At 39.4% G+C, this 25,724-nt stretch carries 25 protein-coding genes, 1 pseudogene and 1 riboswitch; of the genes and pseudogenes, 19 read left to right on the plus strand and 7 right to left on the minus strand.

Features of this window, described 5'->3' with window-relative positions:
• Positions 1–13 precede the first annotated feature (13 nt).
• The gene (locus LREU_RS03300; protein WP_003668302.1) at positions 14–988 is read left to right on the plus strand and encodes a ribose-phosphate diphosphokinase; all 975 of its coding nucleotides are present in this window, start codon (positions 14–16) and stop codon (positions 986–988) included.
• Positions 989–1,054: 66 nt separating this feature from the next.
• Here LREU_RS03300 and dapF read toward each other — a convergent pair whose 3' ends face one another.
• Together dapF and LREU_RS03310 are read right to left on the minus strand one after the other, a co-directional pair.
• Positions 1,055–2,056 carry a diaminopimelate epimerase gene (dapF, locus tag LREU_RS03305; protein ID WP_003668300.1) on the minus strand — a complete coding sequence of 334 codons (1,002 nt, stop codon included), beginning with the start codon at positions 2,054–2,056 and terminating at the stop codon, positions 1,055–1,057.
• Between the two features lie 12 nt (positions 2,057–2,068).
• A complete protein-coding gene (locus LREU_RS03310) occupies positions 2,069–3,427 on the minus strand; it encodes an aspartate kinase (protein WP_003668299.1) in 1,359 nt (452 codons plus the stop codon).
• 207 nt (positions 3,428–3,634) lie between these two features.
• Positions 3,635–3,814: riboswitch (Lysine riboswitch) on the plus strand.
• 93 nt (positions 3,815–3,907) lie between these two features.
• Here LREU_RS03310 and lysA point away from each other — a divergent pair.
• From lysA to LREU_RS03345, 7 genes are read left to right on the plus strand one after another with little or no spacing between them, the layout of a single operon-like run.
• Positions 3,908–5,218 (plus strand): diaminopimelate decarboxylase, encoded by a 1,311-nt coding sequence (gene lysA, locus LREU_RS03315; protein ID WP_011953429.1) that lies wholly within the window; start codon positions 3,908–3,910, stop codon positions 5,216–5,218.
• Between the two features lie 36 nt (positions 5,219–5,254).
• On the plus strand, positions 5,255–5,965 hold the full coding sequence (gene dapD / locus LREU_RS03320; protein ID WP_003668295.1) for a 2,3,4,5-tetrahydropyridine-2,6-dicarboxylate N-acetyltransferase: 711 nt from the start codon (positions 5,255–5,257) through the stop codon (positions 5,963–5,965).
• 12 nt (positions 5,966–5,977) lie between these two features.
• Entirely contained in the window at positions 5,978–7,123 is a 1,146-nt protein-coding gene (locus LREU_RS03325) for an N-acetyldiaminopimelate deacetylase (RefSeq protein WP_003668294.1), read from the plus strand.
• A gap of 27 nt (positions 7,124–7,150) precedes the next feature.
• The gene (gene dapA / locus LREU_RS03330; protein WP_003668292.1) at positions 7,151–8,074 is read left to right on the plus strand and encodes a 4-hydroxy-tetrahydrodipicolinate synthase; all 924 of its coding nucleotides are present in this window, start codon (positions 7,151–7,153) and stop codon (positions 8,072–8,074) included.
• Between the two features lie 3 nt (positions 8,075–8,077).
• Positions 8,078–8,857: a 4-hydroxy-tetrahydrodipicolinate reductase gene (gene dapB, locus LREU_RS03335; RefSeq protein ID WP_003668290.1), complete on the plus strand. Its 780-nt coding sequence runs from the start codon at positions 8,078–8,080 to the stop codon at positions 8,855–8,857.
• Between the two features lie 12 nt (positions 8,858–8,869).
• Entirely contained in the window at positions 8,870–10,054 is a 1,185-nt protein-coding gene (locus LREU_RS03340; RefSeq protein ID WP_003668288.1) for an aminotransferase class I/II-fold pyridoxal phosphate-dependent enzyme, read from the plus strand.
• Between the two features lie 19 nt (positions 10,055–10,073).
• Positions 10,074–11,132 carry an aspartate-semialdehyde dehydrogenase gene (locus tag LREU_RS03345; protein WP_003668286.1) on the plus strand — a complete coding sequence of 353 codons (1,059 nt, stop codon included), beginning with the start codon at positions 10,074–10,076 and terminating at the stop codon, positions 11,130–11,132.
• Positions 11,133–11,189: 57 nt separating this feature from the next.
• Here LREU_RS03345 and LREU_RS10675 read toward each other — a convergent pair whose 3' ends face one another.
• Positions 11,190–11,666 carry a PucR family transcriptional regulator gene (locus LREU_RS10675; protein ID WP_225414872.1) on the minus strand — a complete coding sequence of 159 codons (477 nt, stop codon included), beginning with the start codon at positions 11,664–11,666 and terminating at the stop codon, positions 11,190–11,192.
• Between the two features lie 195 nt (positions 11,667–11,861).
• Positions 11,862–12,251 (minus strand): annotated as a pseudogene (locus LREU_RS10515) (sugar diacid recognition domain-containing protein); the annotation flags it as partial.
• 187 nt (positions 12,252–12,438) lie between these two features.
• Here LREU_RS10515 and LREU_RS03360 point away from each other — a divergent pair.
• The 6 genes from LREU_RS03360 to LREU_RS03385 all read left to right on the plus strand — a co-directional run bounded on the left by LREU_RS03360 (position 12,439) and on the right by LREU_RS03385 (position 17,858).
• Positions 12,439–13,734 carry a GntP family permease gene (locus tag LREU_RS03360; protein WP_003668281.1) on the plus strand — a complete coding sequence of 432 codons (1,296 nt, stop codon included), beginning with the start codon at positions 12,439–12,441 and terminating at the stop codon, positions 13,732–13,734.
• 18 nt (positions 13,735–13,752) lie between these two features.
• Positions 13,753–14,904, plus strand: a complete 1,152-nt coding sequence (locus LREU_RS03365; protein ID WP_003668279.1) for a glycerate kinase family protein — start codon at positions 13,753–13,755, stop codon at positions 14,902–14,904.
• 355 nt (positions 14,905–15,259) lie between these two features.
• Positions 15,260–15,643 carry a hypothetical protein gene (locus tag LREU_RS03370; protein WP_003668278.1) on the plus strand — a complete coding sequence of 128 codons (384 nt, stop codon included), beginning with the start codon at positions 15,260–15,262 and terminating at the stop codon, positions 15,641–15,643.
• Positions 15,636–15,932, plus strand: a complete 297-nt coding sequence (locus tag LREU_RS03375; RefSeq protein ID WP_003674385.1) for a hypothetical protein — start codon at positions 15,636–15,638, stop codon at positions 15,930–15,932. Before LREU_RS03370 ends, LREU_RS03375 begins: the two co-directional genes overlap by 8 nt.
• A gap of 169 nt (positions 15,933–16,101) precedes the next feature.
• Positions 16,102–17,502, plus strand: a complete 1,401-nt coding sequence (locus LREU_RS03380) for a C40 family peptidase (RefSeq protein WP_003668275.1) — start codon at positions 16,102–16,104, stop codon at positions 17,500–17,502.
• Between the two features lie 152 nt (positions 17,503–17,654).
• The gene (locus LREU_RS03385; RefSeq protein WP_003668273.1) at positions 17,655–17,858 is read left to right on the plus strand and encodes a hypothetical protein; all 204 of its coding nucleotides are present in this window, start codon (positions 17,655–17,657) and stop codon (positions 17,856–17,858) included.
• A 72-nt stretch (positions 17,859–17,930) separates the two neighbouring features.
• Here LREU_RS03385 and LREU_RS03390 read toward each other — a convergent pair whose 3' ends face one another.
• Together LREU_RS03390 and LREU_RS03395 are read right to left on the minus strand one after the other, a co-directional pair.
• The gene (locus tag LREU_RS03390) at positions 17,931–18,878 is read right to left on the minus strand and encodes a diacylglycerol/lipid kinase family protein (RefSeq protein WP_003668272.1); all 948 of its coding nucleotides are present in this window, start codon (positions 18,876–18,878) and stop codon (positions 17,931–17,933) included.
• A 133-nt stretch (positions 18,879–19,011) separates the two neighbouring features.
• Positions 19,012–19,224, minus strand: coding sequence for a DNA-directed RNA polymerase subunit epsilon (locus tag LREU_RS03395; RefSeq protein WP_003666803.1), 213 nt, complete (start codon positions 19,222–19,224; stop codon positions 19,012–19,014).
• A gap of 135 nt (positions 19,225–19,359) precedes the next feature.
• Here LREU_RS03395 and LREU_RS03400 point away from each other — a divergent pair, with 135 nt between their 5' ends.
• Complete coding sequence (locus tag LREU_RS03400; protein ID WP_003666804.1) at positions 19,360–19,836, plus strand: hypothetical protein; 477 nt, start codon at positions 19,360–19,362, stop codon at positions 19,834–19,836.
• Positions 19,837–19,888: 52 nt separating this feature from the next.
• Here LREU_RS03400 and def read toward each other — a convergent pair whose 3' ends face one another.
• Entirely contained in the window at positions 19,889–20,449 is a 561-nt protein-coding gene (def, locus tag LREU_RS03405; RefSeq protein WP_003668269.1) for a peptide deformylase, read from the minus strand.
• A 255-nt stretch (positions 20,450–20,704) separates the two neighbouring features.
• Between def and pdhA the strand changes: the two genes are divergently transcribed.
• The 4 genes from pdhA to lpdA are packed head-to-tail and all read left to right on the plus strand — an operon-like array spanning position 20,705 to position 25,588.
• Positions 20,705–21,811, plus strand: coding sequence for a pyruvate dehydrogenase (acetyl-transferring) E1 component subunit alpha (gene pdhA / locus LREU_RS03410; protein ID WP_003673220.1), 1,107 nt, complete (start codon positions 20,705–20,707; stop codon positions 21,809–21,811).
• Between the two features lie 2 nt (positions 21,812–21,813).
• A complete protein-coding gene (locus LREU_RS03415) occupies positions 21,814–22,791 on the plus strand; it encodes an alpha-ketoacid dehydrogenase subunit beta (protein WP_003668267.1) in 978 nt (325 codons plus the stop codon).
• A gap of 31 nt (positions 22,792–22,822) precedes the next feature.
• A complete protein-coding gene (locus LREU_RS03420; protein WP_003668266.1) occupies positions 22,823–24,157 on the plus strand; it encodes a 2-oxo acid dehydrogenase subunit E2 in 1,335 nt (444 codons plus the stop codon).
• Between the two features lie 3 nt (positions 24,158–24,160).
• Positions 24,161–25,588: a dihydrolipoyl dehydrogenase gene (lpdA, locus tag LREU_RS03425; RefSeq protein ID WP_003668265.1), complete on the plus strand. Its 1,428-nt coding sequence runs from the start codon at positions 24,161–24,163 to the stop codon at positions 25,586–25,588.
• Positions 25,589–25,724 lie beyond the last annotated feature (136 nt).

Genomic DNA, 25,724 nt, shown 5'->3' on the forward strand with positions numbered 1-25,724 from the left:
AAGGAGTATAAAAATGACCCAGATAAAAAATGCCGATAATGTGCGTTTATTTTCACTAAATTCAAATCCAAAACTAGCTGAACAAATTTCTCAACGCGTGGGGATTCCGTTGAGTAAAGCTTCCATTAGTCATTTTGCTGATGGTGAAATTAAAATTACAATTGACGAAAGTATTCGTGGCTGTGAGGTTTATGTCATCCAGTCAGTTTCTGATCCGGTTAACACTAACTTGATGGAACTATTGATTATGGTTGATGCTTTACGACGGGCAAGTGCAGCCAAGATTAACGTAGTAATGCCATACTATGGTTATGCACGTCAAGATCGAAAAGCACGAAGCCGTGAACCAATTACAGCTAAGTTGATCGCCAACCTTCTTGAAATGGATCAAATTAGCCGACTAGTAACGATTGACCTTCATGCTCCTCAAGTTCAAGGTTTCTTTGATATTCCTGTTGATCATCTTCAAGCAACCAGTCTTTTTACCAAATATATTGAAGAGCAAAACTTGGGGGATGATATTGTAGTAGTTGCCCCTGATCATGCCGGTGTTAATTTAGCACGGAAATATGCTGAACGAATTAAAGCGTCTATTGCGATTATTGACAACCGTAACGATGAAGTTCGGGAACGGACTGAACAAGAAGTACCTGAGTATGTAATTGGAGACGTAAAGGGAAAGACTGCGATTATTGTTGACGATATTGTTGATACTGGTGTCCGGATGAACTTATCTGCGCAAGCCTTGAAGAATTTTGGGGCAGCTAAGGTTTATGGTATTGCTACGCACGCAGTATTATCAGCCGATGCGGTAAATACGTTGCAAAATTCTCCTCTTGAAAAGATGATTGTAACAGATACAATTCAATTGCCAAAAGAGAAAGAATTCTCTAAGTTGGTTCAATTATCAGTGGACGATTTATTAAAAGAAGCAATTGTTCGTATCCACAATAACCAATCAATTGATACATTGTTTAATCGTAAATAAATTAAAAATCGATGAAAATTCAGAGTTGAAACTGAATTTTCATCGATTTTTATCTTTTAAATTTTTTTAATTTTCAAATTTTAAGGAAGGTAGTGAATTAACAAAAGCCAAATATGCTTTGTTTTCAGCCGTTTCAACGCTACTGCTTTGAAGCTCATCAAGATTTTCTTGGTGAATTGTTGACTCCTCTACAGTAATAATATTAGTAAACGTAGCATTACCGATTAATTCGATCCAGTAGTTGTAGTCATCACGGTGAAGAATTGTCTTGACCATGCCACCAGGATTGTAAACACTAATTGGTTCATTAAATGATGCTGCGTCTGGATGAGTGAGGGCTAAAGCGAGACTAGTGGCAGACATACCTGTTCCACAAGCATTTGTAAAGCCGACTCCTCGTTCAAACGTTTTTACAAAGAGTTTGTTATGACCGAGAATATGGCCAAAGTTAACATTTACTCCATCGCTGAAGTAAGGATTATCACTATTTAACCGTGTACCTAATTCTTTAAGCGCTGAGCCATTTAGTTCTTCCATACTAACAAAACTAATTAAGTGGGGATTAGGAACAGCAAGGGCTGAAAAACGGAGGCTAGGATATAATTCAGGGACGAGGGTGTCTAATAGGCGCTTGTGACCAAGATTATCAAATGGCAAAGCAGTGCGGTCAAACTTTACTGGTGAAATTTCAACGGCAAAAGCGGGAACTCCGGGTGCAAGGTCTTCATGCTGACGAACACGAAGACTAGCATTCATTGTATCGACTTTAAAATCGGTTAAATTATCACGTTCTGCTACATAGCGAGCAACCGTTCTTAAACCATTGCCGCACATTGAGGCCTCACTGCCATCTGCGTTAATTACCCGCATTTGTGCTGCTGATCCTGGTCTAGTTGGATGGTTAACAACTAAAACGCCATCAGCACCACCGAGAACGCCATTTTGTGCATCGGTTATTTGCTGGGTAAACGAAACTAATTCTTCATCGTTAAGGGGATTGGTCAGTTGTGTTTGGTCAAGAATAAAAAAGGCATTTTGTGATCCGTGGACTTTTAATAATTGCACCATAAATAGTTCCTCCTAATTTGCGAAAAAGCGATGGTAAATAGCTCGAACAGCTTCATCTGCATCTTCGTTGTATGTCCCAATCATAATTGCAATTCGTGAAGCTCCTTGATTAATCATGGGAACCGCAATGTGTTTTTCAGCTAGGGGCATTAAAATATCATCGATTACCCCCGTGCGATTACGCATACCTTCACCAACAACCATGGTAATTGCATAATTGTCAATCCATTCTAAACGGTCAGGATTAATCTCTTCTTGAATTTCATTGCAGATGGTATCGATTAATTGGTCATTAATTGCATTCCGATCAAGGATAATTGTTATATCATCGATTCCTGAAGGCATATGTTCGTATGAGACGTTGTGCTTTGCGAGAATTTCAAGGATCCGAAGAGTAAAACCTGCTTGCTTGTTAAGGAGATATTTGTGCAGGTAGAGGGCTGCAAAGTGTTTTCCGCTCACGACCCCCGTTACAATGTCGCTTGGTTGAAAATCTTTATCAGGGACAATCATTGTTCCTGGCTTTTCAGGGTCATTAGTATTACGAACATTGATTGGAATATTTCCTTGAATGGCAGGAATCAGTGCTTCATCGTGAAAGACGGAAAAACCAGCGTAAGATAGTTCCCGCATTTCTCGGTAAGTCATGGTTGTAATTGGTTGCGGATGATCAACAATTTGTGGATTGGCTGAGTAAATAGCATCAACATCGGTGAAATTTTCATAAGTGGAGGCGTGAAGACCGCGCGCAAGAATCGCACCGGTGATATCAGAACCGCCACGGGAAAAAGTAGCAATGTGTCCGGCAAGGGTGAGACCATAGAAACCGGGGAATATTAATAATTCGTTTTCATTAAACGTAAAATGACTCAAGTTTGCATATGTTTCTGGGATAACATTAGCATTATTGGGAGTTCCAGTAACAATAATACCAGCTTCACTTGGTGTCACAAAACGTGCTTCATAACCTAAATGCTGCAAAAGGATGGCCATTAGTTGGGCATTTAAGCGTTCACCATGAGCTTTGAAAGCAGCCAAGAGATAGTTATCATTTGGATACGTATGGTTAGGAAGGCCTTCCAGTCGTTCGGCTAGCGGAATTAATTTATCTGCTGGTAAGCCAAAATAAGCAGCAATCTCTTGATATCGATTTAAAATTTGTTCAACGATTTCTTGAGGGTTTTGGCCTGCAATTACTGTTTGGGCATATTTAATCAGTAAGTCAGTAACCTTAATATCATCGGCAAAACGTTTACCCGGTGCAGAAGTGACAATTACCCGGCGTTGTGGGTCAGAGGTAATAATATTAATTGCATTTTGAAAGGCTTCTCCATTAGCCAGAGAACTTCCACCAAACTTTACGACTTTCATACTTAAAATACTCCTTTGAGATAATTAGGGTTGCTAATTTATCTCTAAAATAATTTAATCGAATTCTAACACATTGGAGGTGACATGCAAGCCTTTAAGTTACGAAAATTTAGTGAAATTAACTTTCTTACATCTAATAGATTAAAAAAACTTTTTTAAATTTAATTATTTATATTGACATTCTCATAAAAGACTTATAAGCTATGTATAAATCGAAGAGGCGCAACCGACACTAGTAAACTAATTTAGTTCGCCAAGACATTGAGGTTAGTTGAACAGGGAAGTTGCCGAAGCGCTTAGTTTGGCATATTAAGCAGCTGGGTCGTAGTTGAATAAGCTACGGACTGTCGCAGGACAATAAGAGCCTGCGTTGCGCTATCGACAAATCAGAATGGATAAGTGAATTCCACTGTTTGTTTGCGCAGACAGTGGATTTTTTTATACAGCCTCTTTACTACAAACTTCATGGAGGAATTACAAATGAACGAACAAATTTCTGATCAACAAATAAACGCTGCTGGTCACCTAACAATTGGGGGATGTGATGCAGTTGATTTAGCTCACCGGTTTGGTACCCCGTTAGTTGTTTATGATGTTCAACAGATTCGTAACCAGATCCGAGCATTTAAGCAGGTTTTTGAAGAAAACAGTGTTGATTATGCAGTTAGCTATGCAAGTAAAGCTTTTTCAGCAATCGCAATGTATCAAGTAGTTGCTGCAGAAGGTGCGCATGTTGATGTTGTTTCTGGTGGTGAATTGTATACGGCAATCAAAGCGGGCTTTCCAATGGCTAATGTTAGTTTTCACGGGAATAATAAATCACGGGAAGAATTGGAAATGGCAATTGACCATCACGTGGGAACAATCATGATTGATAACTTCCATGAGATTGAATTGCTGGCAGACGTTTTGGAAGAGCATGATGCGCATGTTGATGTGATGTTGCGAATTACTCCTGGAATTTCTGCTCATACAAATAAGTACATTCAAACTGGTCAAGTTGACAGTAAATTTGGATTTGACCTTCAATCAGGACAGGCAGATGAGGCGTTAACAAAAGTTCTTGAAAATCCCCGGATGCAAATGAAAGGATTGCATGCCCATATTGGTTCACAGATTTTTGAACTTGCGGGATTTGAAGGAGTAGCTAAGAAGTTAGTTGAAGTTGCCGCCCACTGGCAAGAAAAATTCAACTACCAAGCTGCTGTGATCAACGTTGGAGGTGGCTTTGGAATTCGTTATGTAAAAGATGATACACCACTTGCTCCAGAAGAATTTGTGGCAGCAATTATTAAGGCCATCAAAACTGAAATTAAAGAAACAAACCTTGCCATGCCGGCAATCTGGATAGAACCAGGACGCTCAATCGCGGGGCCTGCTGGCTATAATCTTTATACTGTTGGATCACGTAAAGATGTACCAGGATTGAAGCCATATGTAACAGTTGATGGCGGGATGGGCGATAACATTCGTCCAGCACTTTATGAAGCACAATATGAAACGGTCTTAGCAAATAATCCTCGGGCGGAATTGGTTGAACATGTTCGGGTGGCAGGAAAGTATTGCGAGTCTGGTGATATCCTTAGTCAGAATCAGGCATTACCGGCTACGAAACCAGGGGATGTCTTGGCAATGCTTGATACTGGTGCTTATGGCTATTCAATGGCTTCAAATTATAATCGGAATCCTCGTCCAGCAGTTGTCTTTGCAGAAAAAGGCACAGCCCAGGTTGTAATTAAACGAGAAACTTACGATGATTTAATTCATTTGGATGAACCATACCAACAATAATGTGACATATATAAAGGAAGAAAGAGGTAAATAATTATGGCTGAATTAGATGCACAAACAATCATTAACTACATTAGTAACGCACCCAAGAAGACACCGGTAAAGGTCTACCTTAAAGGAAATTTGGGTGATTTAGAATTTCCCGCAGAAGTAGAAACATTTCTTGAACAGCATACGGGTGTTATTTTCGGTGATTGGACAGTTATCGAACCGTTATTAAAGGAATACAGTTCAGCAATTGAATCTTACCATGTGGAAAACGATGCGCGTAATTCAGCAGTTCCTTTGCTTGATTTGAAGAATATTAATGCCCGCATTGAGCCGGGAGCAATTATTCGCGATAAAGTGCTTATTGGTGACAATGCTGTCATTATGATGGGCGCAACAATTAATATTGGTGCTGAAATTGGTGCCGATTCGATGATTGATATGGGGGCAGTTCTTGGTGGCCGTGCAATTGTTGGTCGCCACTGTCATATTGGTGCTGGTACTGTCTTAGCTGGAGTTGTTGAACCGGCTTCAGCTGAACCAGTCCGCATTGATGACAATGTAATGGTTGGCGCCAATGCGGTGGTAATTGAAGGGGTTCATGTAGGAGAAGGAGCTGTCATTGCTGCTGGGGCAATTGTTACTCATGATGTGGCTCCTCATACGATGGTTGCGGGAGTTCCTGCTAAGTTTATTAAAAATGTCGATGATCAAACCGCTGGCAAGACCGAATTAGAGGATGATTTACGGAAGCTCTAGGAGGAGTTCAAGATGTTAACAGAAGAAGAATTAATTCAAATTCGTCGTCACCTCCATCAAATTCCAGAGCTGGCTCTTCAAGAATTTGACACTCACCAATACTTAGTGGAGACGATTGCTGGTTTTAACCAAGCCTTTTTAGAAGTTCGTACCTTTAAGGAATTACCAACTGCTCTCATGGTGTTGGTGCATGGTAAGAATCCACAACGAACAATTGGGTATCGAACAGACATCGATGCTTTACCAGTTGAGGAACAAACAGGTTTACCATACTCATCAACCCATCCGGGAGTAATGCACGCCTGTGGTCATGATATTCATATGACGGTTGCATTAGGGGTATTGAATTATTTTAGTGAACACCAGCCGCAAGATAATATCCTGTTTTTCTTTCAACCGGCCGAAGAAAGCGAAAATGGTGGAAAGCGGGCATATGAACTGGGTTTGTTTAGTGGAAAGTGGAAACCAGATGAGTTTTACGGGTTGCATGATAATCCTGATTTGCCAGCAGGCGCAATTGGTTGTCGGATGGGGACCTTGTTTGCGGGAACCACGGAAGTTAATATTGATCTCAATGGTAAGGGCGGTCACGCGGCGTATCCTCAAAATGCTAATGATACCGTCGTTGCGGCAGCATCATTGATTCTTCAAGTACAGACTGTGATTTCGCGGAGTATCGATCCTATTCAAAGTGGTGTAATTACCTTAGGAAAGATTGACGGCGGGACGATTCGAAATGTTATTGCTGGACATACGCGGATTGAAGGAACGATTCGGGGACTAACGCAGACGATGATTGAAACTATTGATAACCGCTTGAAGGACGTATGTGAAGGAATCGGGTGTAGTTTTAACATGGATGTTTCCCTTGAATTAAATCAGGGTGGCTATTGGCCAGTAGAGAATAATCCAGAATTAACAAAACGGTTTATCCATTATATGGAAGAGACACCAACTGTAAACTTTATCGAAACAGAACCCGCAATGACCGGGGAAGATTTTGGCTACTTACTGGCTAAATTTCCGGGAACCATGTTTTGGCTTGGGGTTGAAGATGATTCACAATTGCATTCGGCCACCCTTACCCCTAATGAAAAAGCAATTAAACGTGGAGTAGATGCGATTACTGGTTTTCTTGAATATCGAATGCAAAATTAGTAGGGAATAAATAATGGAGGAAAGAATATGACATTATTACAAAATGCAGACTTAATGACGGCAATTGTAACCCCCTTTGATGACGAGGAAAATATTGATTATGGTCGTTTAGAATATTTGACAAATTACTTAATTGAACATGGGAGCAACGGTTTTGTTATCGGGGGGACTACTGGGGAAACTCCAGAACTCACTCATGATGAAAAAATTGAGCTATACCAACATTTCGGTGAAATTGTAAACGGACGGGTTCCGGTTATTGCTGGAACTGGAAGCAATAATACTAAGGAAACGATTGCCTTTACTAATGAGGTTGCGCAAATTAACGGTATCGATTATGCCCTTGTTGTTGTTCCTCCTTATAACAAACCTAACCAACGGGGAATGGTTGCTCATTTCACAGCAGTTGCGGATAGTGTTGACCTCCCAATCATCATTTACAACATTCCTGGTCGTACAGGGGTAAAGATGGCTCAGGAAACCGTAGTAGAATTGTCTCACCATCAAAATATCGCCGCTGTAAAACAATGTACATCTTTGGAAGAACTTGAATACATTGTTGAACACCGCGACCCTGATTTTGCAGTTTTCACAGGTGAAGATGCACAGGCGCTAACTGCCCGGGTTTTAGGAGCAAATGGGGTTATCTCGGTTGCTTCCCATACTTATGTCGATCAAATGCGCCAAATGTATGACTCACTATACCGAGGCGATTATCAAACTGCTGGTAAGTTGCAACGGTGGCTAACTCCCCGGATGGCCGCTTTGTTTATGTTCCCATCACCATCACCAGTTAAAGCAGTTTTGAATGCGCAAGGTTTTAACGTTGGTAGTTGTCGATTACCAATTCTTCCATTAAATGAAGAAGAAAAACGCAAATTAGAGACTGCCTTATCATTACCTACTAATTCGTTGACTGCCAAGAACTTACCTTTAAATTTGGGGGAATAAAGCATGAAAAAAGTTTTAATTGCTGGTGCGACTGGAGCAATGGGACAAAAGGCAGTTGATCTAGTGAACTCACTCGCTGGGTTTGAAATTACCGCTGCGCTTGCACCAACCTTAACAAAAGAGAATATGACTGATTTTCACCTTGCATCATCTGTTCAGCCTTATCAAACTTTGGATGAAATTGAAGATGGAGTTGCTGATATTTGGATTGATTTTACCTTGCCAAGTGCTGTTTATCAGAATGTTAAGTTTGCACTTGAACATGGAATGAGGCCGATTGTTGGAACGACCGGCTTAACCGATGAACAACAAGCAGACCTGGTGCGCCTCAGTGAAGAAAAACAGATAGGTGGATTGATCGCTGCTAATTTTGGGATGTCGGCAGTTCTTCTTATGAAATTTGCTCAGGAAGCAGCTAAATATTTCCCGGACGTTGAAATTATTGAAATGCATCATGGTGATAAAAAAGATGCCCCATCGGGAACGGCTTTGAGTACCGCAAAGTTGATCGATCAAGTCCGTCCTGCACATGAGACAAATCCTGATGAAACAGAGAGCTTAACCGGTGCGCGGGGTGGCGACTACCATGGAATTAAGATTCATGCTGTTCGACTTCCGGGGTACATTGCTCACGAACAAGTTCTCTTTGGTGGGGATGGCGAGGCCCTAACTATCCGCCAAGACTCGTTTGACCGTCAATCCTTTATGAATGGGGTTAAGGTTGCTCTGGAAAAAGTTGATGGATTATCAAAATTGGTAATTGGTTTAGAAAATATTTTATAAGAAGGTGAAAAAATGCCAAGACTTCATGCTGAATTAGCAACTACCGTAAATAGTCATCTGGCAGCTGTTCCGCCAGCACAGATTCGCGCATTTGATGAAGAAATTTCTGCCGTTCCTGGACTAGTAAAATTAACACTTGGTGAACCGGACTTTGCTGTGCCAGATCACGTCAAAAAAGCGGCAATTGAAAGTATTCAAAATGATGATTCTCACTATTCACCAAGCAAGGGTAAGATTGAATTACGCAAAGCGATTAGTAAATATCTTGAGCAGAGTCGTCACGTTTACTATGACCCTGAAGCCGAAATTGTAGTAACGATTGGGGCAACAGAAGCGGTAACCGCGACAACTTTTGCAATGTTAAATCCGGGAGATAAAGTAATTATTCCCACTCCAGCATTTTCGCTATATTTCCCGAGTGTTTCCCTAACTGGTACTGAACCGATCAAAGTTAACACTGCTGATGATGGCTTTTTGCTATCTGCTGAAAGACTAGAAGAGGTATTAGCAAAAGAGGGTCCGGCAGTAAAGGCTGTTCTCTTAAATTATCCTAATAATCCAACTGGCCGTTCATACACTGAAGAAGAGCTAAAAGCATTGGCTAAAGTAATTGAAGATCATCACATCTATGCGATTGTTGATGAGATTTATAGTTCATTGATGTACGATCAACCATTCCATTCACTTGCGACGCTTTTGCCTGAGCAGACAATTCTGATTAGTGGCTTATCAAAATCACATGCAATGACGGGTTATCGTTTAGGATATGTGGCTGGCCCGGGAGAATTTATTTCAACGATGTCAAAGATGCATTCATTTATGGTGACGTGCCCAAATGACACTGCTCAAGCGGCAGCGATTGAAGCGTTAGAAAACGGGAATGATGATCCGCAAGAATTTAAGCGGGTCTATCGTCAACGGAGAGATAAACTTGCGAGTGCAATGCGAAAGATGGGCTTTGAAATTGCATTGCCAGATGGCGCATTTTATATTTTTGCTAAAATCCCTGCTCAATTTGGGAAGGATGATCTCGCCTTTGCTCGTAAATTAGCCCACGAAGCTAAAGTTGGCGTAATTCCCGGGAATGCATTTGGTCCTGGTGGAGAAGGATACATTCGCTTATCATATGCAGCGGCAGATTCTGTTATTGATACGGCGATTGAACGGTTACAAAATTTTATGAATAATTTAGGATAGGTTGAAAGAAGGAACTAAGATGAGTAAAGAATATAATGTCGCAATTTTGGGTGCTACTGGTGCGGTTGGTACACGGATGATTCAACAATTGGAACAATCAACAATTCCGGTAAAGAGTGTGAAATTACTGGCATCCGCTAAGTCAGCTGGTAAGCAATTATCATTTAAGGGTCAACCGATCACTGTTGAAGAAACGACACCTGATTCTTTTAATGGGGTTGATATTGTGCTTTCATCTGCTGGTGGATCAGTATCAAAAAAGTTCCTTCCAGAAGCAGTAAAACGGGGAGCAGTTTGTGTTGATAATACGAGTGCTTTTCGAATGGAACCTGATGTACCGCTAGTAGTTCCAGAAGTAAATGAAGAGGCATTAAAAAATCATCACGGAATCATTGCTAATCCTAACTGTTCGACAATTCAAATGGTGGTAGCATTGGAACCAATCCGCCAAGCATTTGGATTGAATCAAATTATTGTTTCGACTTACCAAGCAGCTTCAGGAGCAGGTCAATCAGCTTTAAATGAATTGCGACAAGAAACTCAAGACTACCTTGAGGGTAAGGACATGCAAGCAGATGCCAAGATTTTGCCAACAAAGGGTGACAAGAAGCATTATCCATTAGCTTTTAATTTATTACCGCAGATCGATGTCTTTGAAGATGATGGTTACTCCCATGAAGAATGGAAGATGATCCATGAAACAAAGAAGATCATGTTAAACGACATGGACGCTAAGGATATTAAGGTTACTGCCACTTGTGTTCGTGTACCTGTCCCAATTGCTCATGGAGAATCAATTTACTTTACTGTTGACGATCCAACGGTAACTGTTGACCAATTGCGGGCAGTATTAAAGGACGCTCCCGGGGTAGTTCTGCAGGATGATCCTGCGCACCAGGTTTATCCTCAACCAATTAATGCTGTTGGCAAGCGTGACACTTTTGTTGGTCGTCTCCGTGCAGATGAAGAAAATCCTGGTTCCTTTAATATGTGGGTTGTTGCTGATAATCTCCTTAAGGGGGCGGCTTGGAATACCGTTGAAAATGCAGAACGGTTAGTCGCAAATGGGTTAGTTTAAAATTTAATAATCATAATAAAAAATACTCTCTGAATATAGGGAGTATTTTTTGTATGATTATAGAGTTTGTTGATAGTAAAAAGTAATGTAGCCAATAAAAAGTTGAAATAAGTCTTCAGTATTTTTAGGATCTAGTTCAAAAAGTTTTTTTATGCGAAGTAATCGATTATTGAGTGTATTACAGTGTACAAATAAATTATGTGCAGTTTGATTTACACTCATATTACACTTAATAAATTCACGGATTGTATCGATCAATTCTTTCCCATCTTTTCTTTTTAGTAAGGCTTCATATTGATCATTAACTGCTATTAAATTTAAATCACTATCTAATACCTGTTTAACAAAAGAAATTTGTGAATAATACCTAAATGATGGCTTTCCCAAAATATTACTTAATCGCAGTGTTGTAACTGCTTGCTCCGCTAATCTACCAAGCAAATTACCCCAATTACTGATACCGTATTCAATTTCTTGATGTTCAAGTTTTTGTTGAATATATGCTTCTTGGTGCTTTGAACTGAGAATAATCAACTCAATACGATTAGTGAGAGAAAAAATAATTGTTTCCTGATCTAGTTTAAGGTTTTTAATTATTTGAGAACTCCCGGCAATTGCAATTACACATCGTTGTTTTCCTAAATTTATATTTAGACGATTTGCTTCCTCAACTAGTTCACTATCAAGTTGTGGATCTTGATACTTGCTGACATTAAGCCACCTATAAATAAATCTTTGTTTAACTTTTTCAATTTCGTGCTCTTGTTCATTTTCTTGTTTTTGCTGTAGCAAGAGTTCGACTGCTGTTTTTAGCAATGATGCTAGGGGAGTAACTTTATTAGGGTCACCGGTAATTCCAACAACACCGATAATTTAATTTTTGAATTTTAAAGGCATATTAACGCCTGGTTGCCCATGATTTCCATATTGTTGATCCATTGGTAGTGTTTTTCGCTGTTTTATCGCATCGACAGCTCCAACATGTAAAGTATTTATCCTACTTTTGTTACCGCTTGCGATGATATAACCTTTCTTATTCATAATATTAATGTTATATGGTATTTGTGTCATCATATGATCGACAATTGATTGTGCAAGTTTTGGTTTGAGCTCCATCATTTTTCTCCTTTAATATTTTGATAATAGGAACTATGTACAAGATGCATAATAATTTTTGTGCAAAACGTAACTTGTTATAAGCTTGTTTAAAGGTTAATGTAAACGGTGACAAAGGGATGTTGTTTTTTGTGATGTTTTATCTTATTTTAGTATTTCTTTACTAGTAATCAAAGAGGAGGCTTATAAAATGATTTCTTGGTGGGGAGCATTAATAGGATTAGCACTTGCGATTTTTTTGATTTTACGAAAACTAGATCCAGTATATTCGCTATTATTAGGAGCCATTGTCGGCGCCATTATTGGTGGGGCTGGTTTAGAAGGAACTATTAATATTTTGGTTAAAGGTGAGCAAAGTGTAATGGGAACGGTCCTTCGAGTATTAGCGGCAGGAATGTTAGCTGGCGTTATGATGGATTCTGGGGCTGCCGAAACCCTTGCACGGACGATCGTTAATAAATTTGGTGATCGGTTAGCTATTTTTGCATTAGCTCTTGCAACGATGGTAATTACAGCTGTGGGGGTCTTTATCCCAGTTGCTGTTTTAATTGTTGCACCAATTGCCCTTGAAGTTGGTCGCAATATGCATATTTCAAAATTATCTTTATTGGTTGCCTTATCTGGTGGAGGCAAGGCAGGTAACATAATCTCACCAAATGCAAATACAATTGCAGCGGCAAAGGGATTTGGTCTTGAGCTGAGTCAAGTAATGATTGCTGATTTTATTCCTGCCGTAATCGCTTTAATAGTTACAGTTGTTGTAGCTAGAATGATCCGCAAAAAAGGTAGGGCAGTTTTAGAACAAGATCTTGAAGATAGTACAAAAACAATCAAGCAAAGTGATTTGCCAACGTTTAAACAAGCCATCGTTGCTCCTGTTATTGCAATAGTTTTACTTTTATTAGGACCAATTGGAACTATTTGTCATTTACCATTATTAGCAAAGGTAAATTTAGATGCTACCTATGTTTTGCCATTTGCAGCAATAATAGGTGCTTTAGCAATGGGAAAAGGTGAGAAGATTAAAAGTTATGCTCAGACTGGTGTTAGTCGAATGACTGGTGTAGTAATGATTTTAATTGGTGCAGGTGCAATTGGTGCTACTATCACCGCGTCTACTTTCCCAGAGTTATTAATTGATCTTATTAAGGCAAGTCATGTGCCTGGTGTCTTATTAGCACCACTTTCTGGTATTCTCATGGCTGGAGCAACTGCTTCAACTTCTACGGGTGTTATTTTAGCTACTGGTTCTTTTGCCAAGTCTATTTTAGGATTTGGTGTTGCACCACTTGCAGCGGCGGCAATGGTTCATACTGGGGCGATTGTCATTGACCAATTACCTCAAGGAAACTATTTCCATGTTACAGCGAATGCAATGCATATGGATATTAAAGAACGATCGCAAGGTATTTTTTATGAATTCTTAGTTGGGGGTTCCGCAATGTTAACCGCAACTATCTTGTATGGCTTTTTGCATTTACTATAAATGAAAGGATGATCAGTGATGAAATTTGTAATTGCTCCAGATTCATTTAAAGGCGGATTAACAGCAAAAGAAGCAGCAAATGTGATGGCAGAAGGAATCAAAAGAGTGTTTCCGAATGCCGAGTATGCTTTAGTTCCAATGGCTGATGGAGGAGAGGGGACTGTTCAATCCTTAGTTGATGCGACTAACGGTCAAAAAATGATTGCTAAAGTCCACAACCCATTAAATAAATTAGTTAATGCTGAGTACGGAATATTAGGTGATGGGGAAACGGCAGTGATTGAGATGGCGGCGGCAAGTGGCCTTCAATTTGTTAATAAGGAGACTGCGAACCCGCTTATTACAACTACATATGGTACCGGCGAGTTAATTAAGGATGCTCTTGACCATAACATTAAAAAAATAATTATTGGAATTGGTGGAAGTGCAACCGTTGATGGCGGAGCGGGGATGGCCCAAGCACTTGGAGCACGTTTATTGGATGCTGATAATCATGAAATTGGTTTAGGCGGTGGTGAGTTAGCAAGTTTAGAGCAAGTAGATTTTGGAGGATTAGATCCTCGCTTAAAAAATGTAGATATTCAGATTGCATCAGACGTAACCAACCCATTAACAGGAAAAAATGGGGCAGCCCCAGTATTTGGCCCGCAAAAAGGAGCTGATGAAGAAATGGTGAACATCTTGGACAAAAATCTTCATCATTATGCCCGAAAAATAGTTGCAGCTGGTGGGCCAGACGTTGAACAAACGGCAGGTGCAGGGGCAGCCGGTGGTTTAGGAGCCGGGTTGATAGCATTTACCGGTGCGACAATGAAGCGAGGAGTAGAATTAGTGATTGAAGCAACTCAACTACAAAAAAAGGCAGTTGGCGCTGATTATGTTTTTACTGGTGAAGGAGGAATTGATTTCCAGACTAAATTTGGTAAAACGCCATATGGAGTCGCTAAGGCAACTAAAGAGGTGGCTCCAACTGCTCCGGTAATTGTGTTGGCTGGAAATATTGGTAAAGGCGTAAATGATCTATATTCATCCACGGCCATTGATGCAATTTTTGCAACTCCTGAAGGGGCTAAACCATTAAAAACAGCATTAGCAGATGCACCTATTGATATTGCTCAAACAGCGGAAAACGTTGCACGTTTAATTAAAGTGAGTCATGTTAGTAATTAAGAATTAAAAGAGGGGCCTGTGACATAAGTTAAGTTACTTTCATAAAAAGCAAATACGCAGTACAACAATAGGCCTCTAACGTCCGGCAAAACCGAGCGTTAGAGGCCTATTGTTGCTTGCGGGGGCTCGAAAACGAAGTCACAAGTGACTTCTGTCTCGCTCCCTCTGCTATTTTCACGAACAATTGCAAGATAACGTAGAACTCTAGCTTCGCGTCGTCACAAGGCTCACGTCTGAACGATAATCAGCCCGTGACTCCGCCTTAGTTTAGCCAACCGCCTTGTCGAGAAGACTGTTTTCTATGCACTTTTTATAGCAAATTACTGGCTTGGCTTAGTCTTATAAAGACCGTATAATGAATTGGAAGATAATCAAGGAGAATTTAAAAATGGAAGATAATAAATATCAATATGATGAAAACGGCTTTCGGGAAGATCTAAAAGATGATCCGGATGTTCTTCACCAGCCAGATGCTGACCGTACACAGCGCGATTTAATAACTCTGGACTATGATGAGACGTTGGCATTTCTTAATGGTGAAAAGGAAGTTAAGACCGTTTATGACTTTTCAGATGATGTTTTGGAAAAAATAAAAGAAAAATATCCAACCCTAAATGATACACCGATCAATAAAGTAATCATGGAAAAGTATCAGCAGATTTTATCCGCGCGATACAATGAATCACAAGCAAATAATAAGACGGTGCATACCGATGATAGCGAGGATAATGATGAATAGCTTAATAACGTTTATTATTTCAATTGCCTTTTTAGGATTAGTGATTTGGGAAAATCGTTTGCATAGTCAACTTGGATTTTTGGCAAGTCAACGACCAGATAAAGTTACGAAGGATTTTATCCGAGTAATTCGTCAAGAGAAACGCTTGAATTGGATCTTGTGTATCTTAGCAATTATCGTTTTCATGACGACTAGTCGTTACTCAGTTCTATTAATGAGTATTATTACAATTATTGAATTGTTATTAGTAACTCGCATGGATCGTGTAAAAAACGAAATGATAGATTAAATATTATTATAATAGTTAATATTTTAAGAAAGAGTAACGTTTTTTAAGAACTATCTAATAATTGCTATACGCATTTAAAAATTAATGGTAAAGTTAGAATTGTGTATTTCACTAATTTATTATTATTTGTTTAGTTTTTAGGAACTTATTGGGAGGGTGTTTTATTTATATGAGTAAAAAAAGAACACATCATTCAAATAACCATCGATCTCGTGGCGTTTTTGCAGGAGCAGTTAGTGCCTTAAGTTTATTAGCAGTAACAACACAAGCAGTTAATGCTGAACAGCTTACTGTTAAGTCTGGTGACACTATTTGGGGGCTTGCAAAACAACATGGACTTTCTGTTAGTGCATTAGAACAAGCAAATCCTTCAGTTAAGAAGATAAACGATAGCATCGACTTAATTACGGTTGGTCAACAATTAACGTTGCCTACTGCTCAACATGATGCTAGCGCTGATTTGAATGCTGATGGTAGTTATACTGTTAAGCCTGGCGACACGCTTAGCTCTATTGCTGATCGTTATAATGTAACGGTTAGTCAATTAATGGCATGGAATAACCTAAGCACTAATGACTCATTATACATTGGACAACAACTCAGTGTAACAGATCCTGCGATCTCAACTGCTGTAAACGCACCCGCTGTAAGTGCTCCTGTTGCTCAATCGACAGATGCAACTTCATCGGTTCAGGTTCAAACTTCAGCAGTTGCCTCTGCTTCTGTGCCTCAACGAGATGTGGCTAGTAGCCAACCAGCAGGAACTGTTCCTAGTCAAAGTGCTGCCAATAGCAACGCAACTCTTGCAAATAACACAGCTACGGTTGCGACTGGCTCCTCAGCTGCTAATAGCGTAGCAACTGCAACAGATGCTGCTCAAACTACTACAGCTAATACTGCTTCTACCTCAGCTGAAAATAGTGTTGCACCACAAACGCAAAACGTTGCGGTTAGTCAGGCTGCTTCAACAGCTGTAAATACGACTGCTTTATATGGACAATCATTTGTTCAAGCAGCACCAGTAGCAAGTCAAGCTCCACAATCACAGACTGCTCCAGCATCACAAGCAACGGTTAACGTTCAGAACAGTAATGCTGCTGCTTCACAACAAACAACTGCTGTAACATCACAAACTCAACCGCAACAATCACAAGCGGCTGCTAGTCAACCTGCACAGCAAGCAGCAACTACTAATCAAGATTTACAACATGGTTCTGTAGTTAGTCTTGCCACTAAGATCGCCAACTCTAATAGTGTTCCGTACGTATGGGGTGGTGAAAGCCTTAGTGGAATGGATTGTTCTGGATTAGTTAAGTATGTTTATGCTAATGCGGAAGGTAAGCAATTACCACACTATACGGGAGCCCTTGAAAACTGTGTGGACCAACATCCAGTTAGTGAAGCTAAGCCAGGTGATCTTTTGTTCTGGGGTAACCATGGTTCAACTTACCATACAGCTATTTATACAGGAAATAATCAATATGTAGCAGCTGCTCACCCTGGAACTAATGTATCGACTTACACGATTAGTTCATACTTTAATCCAAGTTTTGCCGGAACAGTTAAATAGTTCTGATAGATTATTAGAGCTTTTTCATTAGATAGTAACAAAGATGTAACCTAAAAAAGGGTTAACATTCTTCTAAGTTCGTGTTATCTTACTTATATTGCAATTCCAGTATTGCTCTAAAAATATTTCACATTTATTGGGGAGTGTTAAATATGAGTAACAAACATGAAATTGAAGAAGATTTATACCGTGCACAGTCCCGTTTGGATGATTTATGTAAACAAGAAGGACAGGAAAATACGGGTACGCAGACTGTTACTATTCAACCAAAGTACGGTGAAGAGATGCAATCTTTACGAGAAGAATGCAGCCAGTTACGGATTATTTTAGAAGCCATGGAAGCTTCTGAAGATTAATAAACTAAAAAAATTAACAAAAAGCAGTAAGTGCTAGAAGAAAAAATTTTTTCTGTGCTTACTGCTTTTAACTTATTTTTCTATTGTTTGCCAAATTGGATATTGACTAATGTCTAAGGTGAGGTCGATAAAACGATTACCAATCTCTTCTCCATCAGTTTGACTAAATTCTAGTGAAGTAGTTGTGATGTGGAGATTATCGCTTTGGAAGTGGTGGGCAAATTTTGATTGGTCTAACTTACCCCGGGCTAACTGTAGCAATTGCCAAATTGTCATAGGCCAACCTTTTCGTTCAGCAACGACTAATTCCAATGATGGTTTCTTTAATGAAGCATTTGGTGCGACCTTAAATCCGCCACCGATAAATGGATGATTGCTGGTAATTGCGATGTAAGCTTTAGGAAAAATAAAGCGTTCACGCCCAGATTGAATCATCAAGGTAAAGGGCTCTTGATCATAGATTACTCCAATTGCCTTTTGAAGATAGGTGAAACGCCCGATATGATTTTTCTTGTGATGAGCCTTGAATGTATTAGCACGACTAACAATTGCCGCGTCAAAACCAATTCCTAAATTATTAAGAAAATAGCCTTCTTCACCCCGAATCGCCTCATGATAATGACCAATGTTAATTTTTTGTGGTGCGTCTGCAGTTAAAATTTGATTTAATGCCCTTTGTGGATGCATAGAAATCCCGTAACCGCGGGCAAAATCATTTCCTGTCCCGGCAGGAATATATCCAACCGCAAGTGGTTCTTTATTCAATCGCTTGGCCGTCTTCATAAGTCCATTAACAACTTGATGTAGCGTACCGTCACCACCAATCGCAATGACAATTGTTGATCCCGCATTATGGGATTGAGCGATTTGACTGGCAAGGTATTCTCCATGATTAGGATACTTAGTTGTTTCCATGTGATAATCAATTTGTTGTTGATCTAAGACCGGTTTGATTGACGACCATGCCTTTTCTGCATTGCCATTACCAGCATGACGGTTGAGGATGATTGAATAATTCATCAATATTCCTCCTTTGAATGGTGCCAAAAAGCAAAAATAATATAATTAATTTAGTATTTTTCTAATGTTCATAAGAAAGTTGGAGGCTGAGAAAAACAAGCGTTTTTCTCAGCCTCTGTTAATGATTAAAAGCTTAGAACGTCGTCAACTTAAAGTTAGGGTTTTGCTTTTCGTAAGCAAGGGCCTTTTCATCAAGTTGTTCTACAAATTCAATATTGTAGTCAGTGTTGTGTTCAACCATTAAAAGTGCTTCAGCTTCTGAATCAGCTTCAATATACAATGATTGAGTATTTTCACGAACTGGGCGTTTTGTCTTATCAGCTTGGTAGTATACTTTAAAAGTCATACTGTTAAAAACTCCTTAATTAAAGATATTATGCAGTAATTTACTTTATTATTCTATCACAGATGACCAAAAGTGTCTTAAATTTTCCTAACATGGTATTATTAAATAAAGGTAAAGGCCAACGAGGTGATAGTCATGGTTATATTCTTAATCTGTATTTTAGCAGCAATAATTGTTATTGCCCTTTATTTAACGATCCATCGCGTATTTCTTAAGCGAGCAACGATGATGGTACAGAAAAATGCTCAAGATGTTACTGATGCAGCGTTAAATACTAGTTTGAAAGAAATGTTACATTGGAATAAAAATCTGAATTCTCAAATTGTTGCCGATGTTTGGGGAAAAGGTGTGCTTGCTTTTGAATACCATTTTGATTATAAAAAAGAAAATATTAATCTTGATGATTTCACACGTCAAAAACTAGCAGCAAAACTTGATGAATACGCAAAACAACATCAGTTAAAGATGGCTCCCAACGCTTCTCAACCGTTTATTATAACCGATTGGTGGAAATATGAGGGGATTTTGCATATCGATATTGCCTATTTGATAAATGAAGCAACTGTTGAGTACATTGAAGATTTAGAAAAATTAAATCAAAATAGTAATTAGTTAAAATGGCCGGGAGAAAGTGTGGTTTTCTCTCGACCATTTTTTGTAAAACTTAACTAATCATCACTGTATCTGCAGGCGCCTCAAATGGTTGATCTTTATTAATATGATCGTAAAATAGTACCCCATGCAAATGGTCAATTTCATGCTGACAAACAATTGCTGGGTAATGCTTTAATCGTACCTTATGCGTTTCACCATTAACGTCTTGATAACGTAATGTGATGCGGTCATGTCGTGGCACGTAGCCAGGTACATCTTTGTCAACTGAAAGACAACCTTCACCTTCAGTAAGAGCACCATATTGAACCGATTCACTGACGATTACTGGATTAATAATAACGTCCTTAAATAAGGGCTTTTCATCTTCATCAGGTGCAGGAACAAGGACAGCAGCCATTTGCTTTGAAACACCAACTTGAGGAGCAGCAAGGCCAACGCCAGCTCGTAACTTGTATTTTTTACATAATTCAGGATCTTGACTTACTTCTAAGTATTTCATCATATCTTTAGCTAATTTTTGGTCTTCATCAGATAGGGGGAATGAGACCTTAGCAGCTCGTTTACGTAAAACGGGATTGCCGTCACGGGTAATATCTTTCATTAAATACATTACTCACTATGCCTCCATATAAAAATTCAGTCATATTATAGTCTATCATATCTAGCAAAAATTGCTAATTAAGATATATTTTAGTTAAAAATAGTATTTTTAAGCGAAAACGTTTAATTTTAATAGAAAAGAATAACGTTTTTGTCTATTAAGTTAATGAAAGCGCTTGTATTATTTAGGCAATCGGTTATACTATAAATGTAGGTAAGCAATCGCTTACATGATGTTAATTGGATTTGGAAAGGAATGTTGAATATGGCCAATACCAAAGCTGTCAATTTTGCTGAGATTAAAGCCAATGAAGGGGTACCTTATGCAAAACCTGTACAAATTCTTGATAACGACGGAAATGTTGTTAACAAAGAATTAATGGCTAATTTCAGTGATGAATTATTAGTTGACTTAATGAAAAAAATGGTTTGGGAACGTGCCTTGCATGAACAAACAATGAGTTTCTCAAAGCAAGGTCGGTTAGGTTTTTATGCTCCAACTTGGGGTGAAGAAGCTTCTGAAATGGGAACCGCTGCTGCATTTAAGAAGCAAGACTTCCTATTTCCGGCATACCGTGATTTGCCACAATTAATTCAACATGGAGCAACTGTTGCTCAAATGTACTTATGGTCAAAGGGACACATCAAAGGTAATCTTTTTGATGCACGTGCTCTCCGGCCACAAATCATTATTGGTGCTCAGATGGTCGAAATGGCTGGTGGTGCTCTTGGAATTAAGAAGAATGGTGAGAAAGACACTGTTGCCTATGCTTACACTGGTGAAGGCGGAAGTTCACAAGGGGATACTTATGAAGGAATGAACTTTGCTGGTGCATTCCAAGTACCTGGTGTATTTATTATTCAAAATAATGGATGGGCTATTTCGTTCCCACGAAAGCTCCAAACTGAAGCACAAACAATTGCCCAAAAGGCTGTTGCTGCTGGAATTCCAGGTGTTCAAGTTGATGGAATGGACGTCCTTGCATGTTATGAAGTTGCAAAGGAAGCTCGTGAATTTGCTGCTGCCGGTAATGGACCAGTGCTAATCGAAACATTAACATACCGGTTCGGTGCTCACAGTTCAGCAGGTGATGATCCTACTCGTTACCGGACTGAGGATGAAACAAAGCCATGGTTTGATAAAGATCCATTGATTCGTCTTCGCAAGTACCTAACGAAAAAGGGGCTTTGGTCTGAAGAAGAAGAACAAAAATATGCTGATGAATGCAAACAAAGCTTTAAAGAAGCAATGAAAGAAGCTGACTCAGTAGAACCTGAAAAAGTTAGCGATATGTTGAAACGGACGTTTGAAGTACCAACTCCAGACATTAAAGAACAAATTAAGAAGTACGAAGAAAAGGAGTCGAAGTAATCATGGCTAAAAAGACTTATATCAAAGCTATTACTGAAGGTATTGACATCGCTTTAGCCGAAGATCCTAAGACTTTAGTATTCGGTGAAGATGTTGGTAAAAACGGTGGTGTTTTCCGTGCTACTAATGGGCTTCAAGAAAAATACGGTGTTGATCGAGTATTTAGTACCCCTCTTGCCGAATCAGGTATTTTAGGAATGTCAATTGGTTTAGTAGCAACCGGCTGGCGTCCAGTCCCAGAAATTCAATTCATGGGTTTCACCTTTGAAGCAATGGATTCTATCGCTGCCCAAATGTCACGGATGCGTTTCCAATATAATGGAACTAAGCATGCGCCAATTACCATTCGGACTCCTTATGGTGGTGGTACTCATACTGCTGAATTGCACGGGGATGATCTTGAAAACTTCTTCGTTGGTATTCCAGGATTACGGGTTGTTGCACCAAGTTCTGCCTATGATGCTAAGGGATTAATTATTTCTGCAATTGAAAATAACGATCCAGTTCTTTTCCTTGAAAACCTTCGTCTCTATCGTTCAGTCAAAGGTGAAGTTCCTGATGACAAGTATACTGTTCCGTTGGATAAAGCAAATGTTGTTCAAGAAGGTACTGATGTTACAATTATCGCTTATGGTGGTGAAGTATCAGAAGCGCAAAAAGCTGCTAAGAAATTAGCTAAGGATAATATTTCTGCTGAGATTATCGACTTACGTTCTCTTTACCCGCTTGATACTGACACGATCTTTGAATCACTTAAGAAGACGCACCGAGTAGTTATTGTTCAAGAAGCGCAAAAGATGGCTGGTGTTGGTGCCCAAGTTGCATCAGCTATTTCAGAAGGCGCAATTATGTACCTTGATGCTCCTGTTACCCGGGTTGCTGCTCCTAACTCAGTATATCCATTCCCACAAGCTGAAAATGTTTGGCTTCCAGGTGCACGTGATATTGAGGATGCCGTACGGGAAGTAATTAATTACTAAAAGTACGGAATAGAAAGGGTGTTAATACGATATGGCATACATTTTTAGACTACCAGAAATGGGAGAAGGATTAACTGAAGGTGATGTTGCTTCTTGGCTCATTAAAGAAGGAGAAGCAATTAAAGCTGATGATCCTTTAATTGAAATTCAAACTGATAAATCAACTACTCAATTGGTATCTCCAGTTGATGGAACTGTCAAAAAATTATTTGTAAAAGAAGACGACCATGTTGAAAAAGGCGACAAGCTCGCTGAAATTGATGATGGTAAGCCTGGTATTAGTACAAACGTCGAAAGTGAAGACGATGATGATGAAACTGATACAGGCAGTGAAGAAGCTACTGAAAGTGAAGAATCCACGGCTCCAGCTGCAGATTCCCCTTCAGAAGATAATTCTTCAAAAGGTAGAGTAGCCCCACTTGCAGAACCAAATAAGCTTGTAATGGCAATGCCTTCTGTTCGTCAATATGCCCGTGATAAGGGTGTTGATATTTCACTTGTTCAACCAAGTGGTAACCACGGTCAAGTTCTTAAAGAGGATATTGATAACTTTAATGGGGCAGCTGCTCCAGCTAAGGAAGAAAAGAGTGCGGCTACGTCAGCTAAGACTGCTCCTGTTGCGGCTAAGACCGCTGGTAATACAATCAAGCCATGGAATGCTGACCTTGAAGAACGTGAACCAATGTCTAATATGCGGAAGATTATCGCTAAGACTACTCGTGAATCAAAGGATATCTCACCACATGTTACATCATTTGATGAAGTTGAAGTATCTGCTCTAATGGCTAGTCGCAAGAAGTACAAGGCAGTTGCTGCAGAACAAGATATTCACTTGACTTTCTTGCCATACATTGTTAAGGCCTTAGTTGCCACATGCAAGAAGTTCCCAGAACTAAATGCTTCAATTGATGATTCTACTCAAGAAATTGTTTACAAGCACTACTACAATGTTGGGATCCTTACAAACACTGACCACGGTCTCTATAATCCAAATATTAAGAATGCAGATTCTAAGAGCATGTTTGAGATTGCAAAAGAAATTACTGAAAATACTCAGGCAGCCTTTGATAACAAGCTAAGTCCAGAATCAATGGCTGGTCGGACTATCAGTATCAGTAATATTGGTTCAATTGGCGGTGGCTGGTTCACCCCTGTTATCAACCAACCAGATGTTGCTATTCTTGGTGTTGGTCGAATTGACAAGGAACCATACGTTAACGAAGATGGTGAAATTGTTGTTGGTCGAATGATGAAGTTATCATTGACTTACGATCACCGTTTAATTGATGGTGGACTTGCACAACATGCATTGAACTACATGAACAAGTTATTACATGATCCAGAATTATTGATGATGGAGGGCTAGATAATGGCTGATGTTGAACAAAAGGATACAGTAATTGTTGGTGGAGGTCCTGGTGGTTATGTAGCCGCTATTCGAGCTTCAGAATTAGGTCAAAAGGTTACCTTAATTGATAAGGGAGAACCAGGTTTAGGTGGTGTTTGTTTAAACGTTGGATGTGTGCCATCTAAAGCATTAATTGCTGCTGGGCACCGTTACCAAGAAACTTTAGACTCATCTATTTATGGTATTTCTAAGACCGATGCAAAGTTAGACTTTACTAAGACTCAAGAATGGAAAGACCATAAAGTTGTCGACCGTATGATTCGTGGAGTTAAGATGCTATTGAAGAAGCATAAGGTTGAAATCATTGATGGAGAGGCAATTCTTGATAATGACCACCAACTTCGTGTAATTAAGCCTGGTCCAAAGCAATTCATGGATAATGATAATGGTCGGACTATCACATGGAAGAATTTGATTCTTGCAACAGGAAGCCGTCCAGTAGAAATTCCTCATTTTAAGTTTGAAGGCCGCGTTATTGATTCAACCGGTGGCTTAAACCTTAAGGAAGTACCAGAAGAATTAGTTGTAATTGGTGGGGGCTACATTGGTACAGAATTAGCTGGTGCCTATGCCGATCTTGGTGCTCATGTAACAATTATTGAAGGTACTGATTCAATTCTTGGTGGATTTGACCACGATATGGTTGATATTGTTGTCAAGAATCTTGAAAAGAAGGGCGTAGACATTGTAACTAAGGCAATGGCTAAAGATTCTCAGCAAGATGAAAATAGTGTTACTGTCACTTATGAAGTTGATGGTAGCGAAAAGAGCATTAAAGCAGACTACTGCATGGTATCTGTTGGTCGTAAACCAAATACTGATGATTTTGGCCTTGATATGACAAATGTTAAGTTAAACGACCGCCATCAAGTAATTGTTGATGAACAAGGCCGGACGAATGTACCTGGTATTTGGGCTATTGGAGATATTGTTCCTGGTCCTGCACTTGCTCACAAGGCATTCTTTGAAGCTAAGACTGCTGCTGGTGCAATTGCTGGTAAGAATACTGCTAACGATTGGGTTGGAGTGCCAATGGTTTGTTTTGCTGATCCAGAATTAGCTCAAGTTGGTATGACGGTTGAAGAAGCTAAAGATAAAGGAATTGATGTATCTACTGCTCAGTTCCCATTTGCCGGTAATGCCCGTGCTGTTTCTCTTGACGCTGCCGAAGGATTTATTCGCTTAATCTACACTAAAGATAAGAAAAATGTTATTGGTGCTCAAGGTGTCGGCCCTGGTGTTAGTGACCTTGCTGGTGAACTTTCATTGATTGTCAATTGTGGAATGAATGTTGAAGACGTTGCTTTAACAATCCATCCACACCCAACTTTGAATGAACCTGTTCAAGAAGCTGCAGACATTGCGCTTGGCTTCCCAACACACATCTAAATTTTAGTAAATTAAATTAGAAAAGTTCTTAGTGATGGATGACTCGATTTTGAGATCGCTAAGAACTTTTTCTGTTTGTATTCTTTTAGGCCTTTTATTCCTAAATTTCCGTTTGGATTGTATAATACAAGTAGGA

The organism is Limosilactobacillus reuteri subsp. reuteri, assembly GCF_000016825.1.
GTDB classification, from domain to species: Bacteria; Bacillota; Bacilli; order Lactobacillales; family Lactobacillaceae; genus Limosilactobacillus; species Limosilactobacillus reuteri.

Coding starts and splice junctions, on each gene's coding strand:
- LREU_RS03415 (WP_003668267.1), top strand. CDS start 21,814: ATGGCTAAAAAGACTTATATCAAAGCTATTACTGAAGGTATTGACATC.
- LREU_RS03420 (WP_003668266.1), top strand. CDS start 22,823: ATGGCATACATTTTTAGACTACCAGAAATGGGAGAAGGATTAACTGAA.
- lysA (WP_011953429.1), top strand. CDS start 3,908: ATGAACGAACAAATTTCTGATCAACAAATAAACGCTGCTGGTCACCTA.
- LREU_RS03325 (WP_003668294.1), top strand. CDS start 5,978: ATGTTAACAGAAGAAGAATTAATTCAAATTCGTCGTCACCTCCATCAA.
- LREU_RS03370 (WP_003668278.1), top strand. CDS start 15,260: ATGAATTGGAAGATAATCAAGGAGAATTTAAAAATGGAAGATAATAAA.
- dapB (WP_003668290.1), top strand. CDS start 8,078: ATGAAAAAAGTTTTAATTGCTGGTGCGACTGGAGCAATGGGACAAAAG.
- dapD (WP_003668295.1), top strand. CDS start 5,255: ATGGCTGAATTAGATGCACAAACAATCATTAACTACATTAGTAACGCA.
- dapF (WP_003668300.1), bottom strand. CDS start 2,056: ATGGTGCAATTATTAAAAGTCCACGGATCACAAAATGCCTTTTTTATT.
- def (WP_003668269.1), bottom strand. CDS start 20,449: ATGTATTTAATGAAAGATATTACCCGTGACGGCAATCCCGTTTTACGT.
- LREU_RS03390 (WP_003668272.1), bottom strand. CDS start 18,878: ATGAATTATTCAATCATCCTCAACCGTCATGCTGGTAATGGCAATGCA.
- LREU_RS03395 (WP_003666803.1), bottom strand. CDS start 19,224: ATGACTTTTAAAGTATACTACCAAGCTGATAAGACAAAACGCCCAGTT.
- LREU_RS03345 (WP_003668286.1), top strand. CDS start 10,074: ATGAGTAAAGAATATAATGTCGCAATTTTGGGTGCTACTGGTGCGGTT.
- lpdA (WP_003668265.1), top strand. CDS start 24,161: ATGGCTGATGTTGAACAAAAGGATACAGTAATTGTTGGTGGAGGTCCT.
- pdhA (WP_003673220.1), top strand. CDS start 20,705: ATGGCCAATACCAAAGCTGTCAATTTTGCTGAGATTAAAGCCAATGAA.
- LREU_RS03310 (WP_003668299.1), bottom strand. CDS start 3,427: ATGAAAGTCGTAAAGTTTGGTGGAAGTTCTCTGGCTAATGGAGAAGCC.
- LREU_RS03365 (WP_003668279.1), top strand. CDS start 13,753: ATGAAATTTGTAATTGCTCCAGATTCATTTAAAGGCGGATTAACAGCA.
- LREU_RS03360 (WP_003668281.1), top strand. CDS start 12,439: ATGATTTCTTGGTGGGGAGCATTAATAGGATTAGCACTTGCGATTTTT.
- LREU_RS03380 (WP_003668275.1), top strand. CDS start 16,102: ATGAGTAAAAAAAGAACACATCATTCAAATAACCATCGATCTCGTGGC.
- LREU_RS03340 (WP_003668288.1), top strand. CDS start 8,870: ATGCCAAGACTTCATGCTGAATTAGCAACTACCGTAAATAGTCATCTG.
- dapA (WP_003668292.1), top strand. CDS start 7,151: ATGACATTATTACAAAATGCAGACTTAATGACGGCAATTGTAACCCCC.
- LREU_RS03375 (WP_003674385.1), top strand. CDS start 15,636: ATGAATAGCTTAATAACGTTTATTATTTCAATTGCCTTTTTAGGATTA.
- LREU_RS03300 (WP_003668302.1), top strand. CDS start 14: ATGACCCAGATAAAAAATGCCGATAATGTGCGTTTATTTTCACTAAAT.
- LREU_RS03400 (WP_003666804.1), top strand. CDS start 19,360: ATGGTTATATTCTTAATCTGTATTTTAGCAGCAATAATTGTTATTGCC.
- LREU_RS03385 (WP_003668273.1), top strand. CDS start 17,655: ATGAGTAACAAACATGAAATTGAAGAAGATTTATACCGTGCACAGTCC.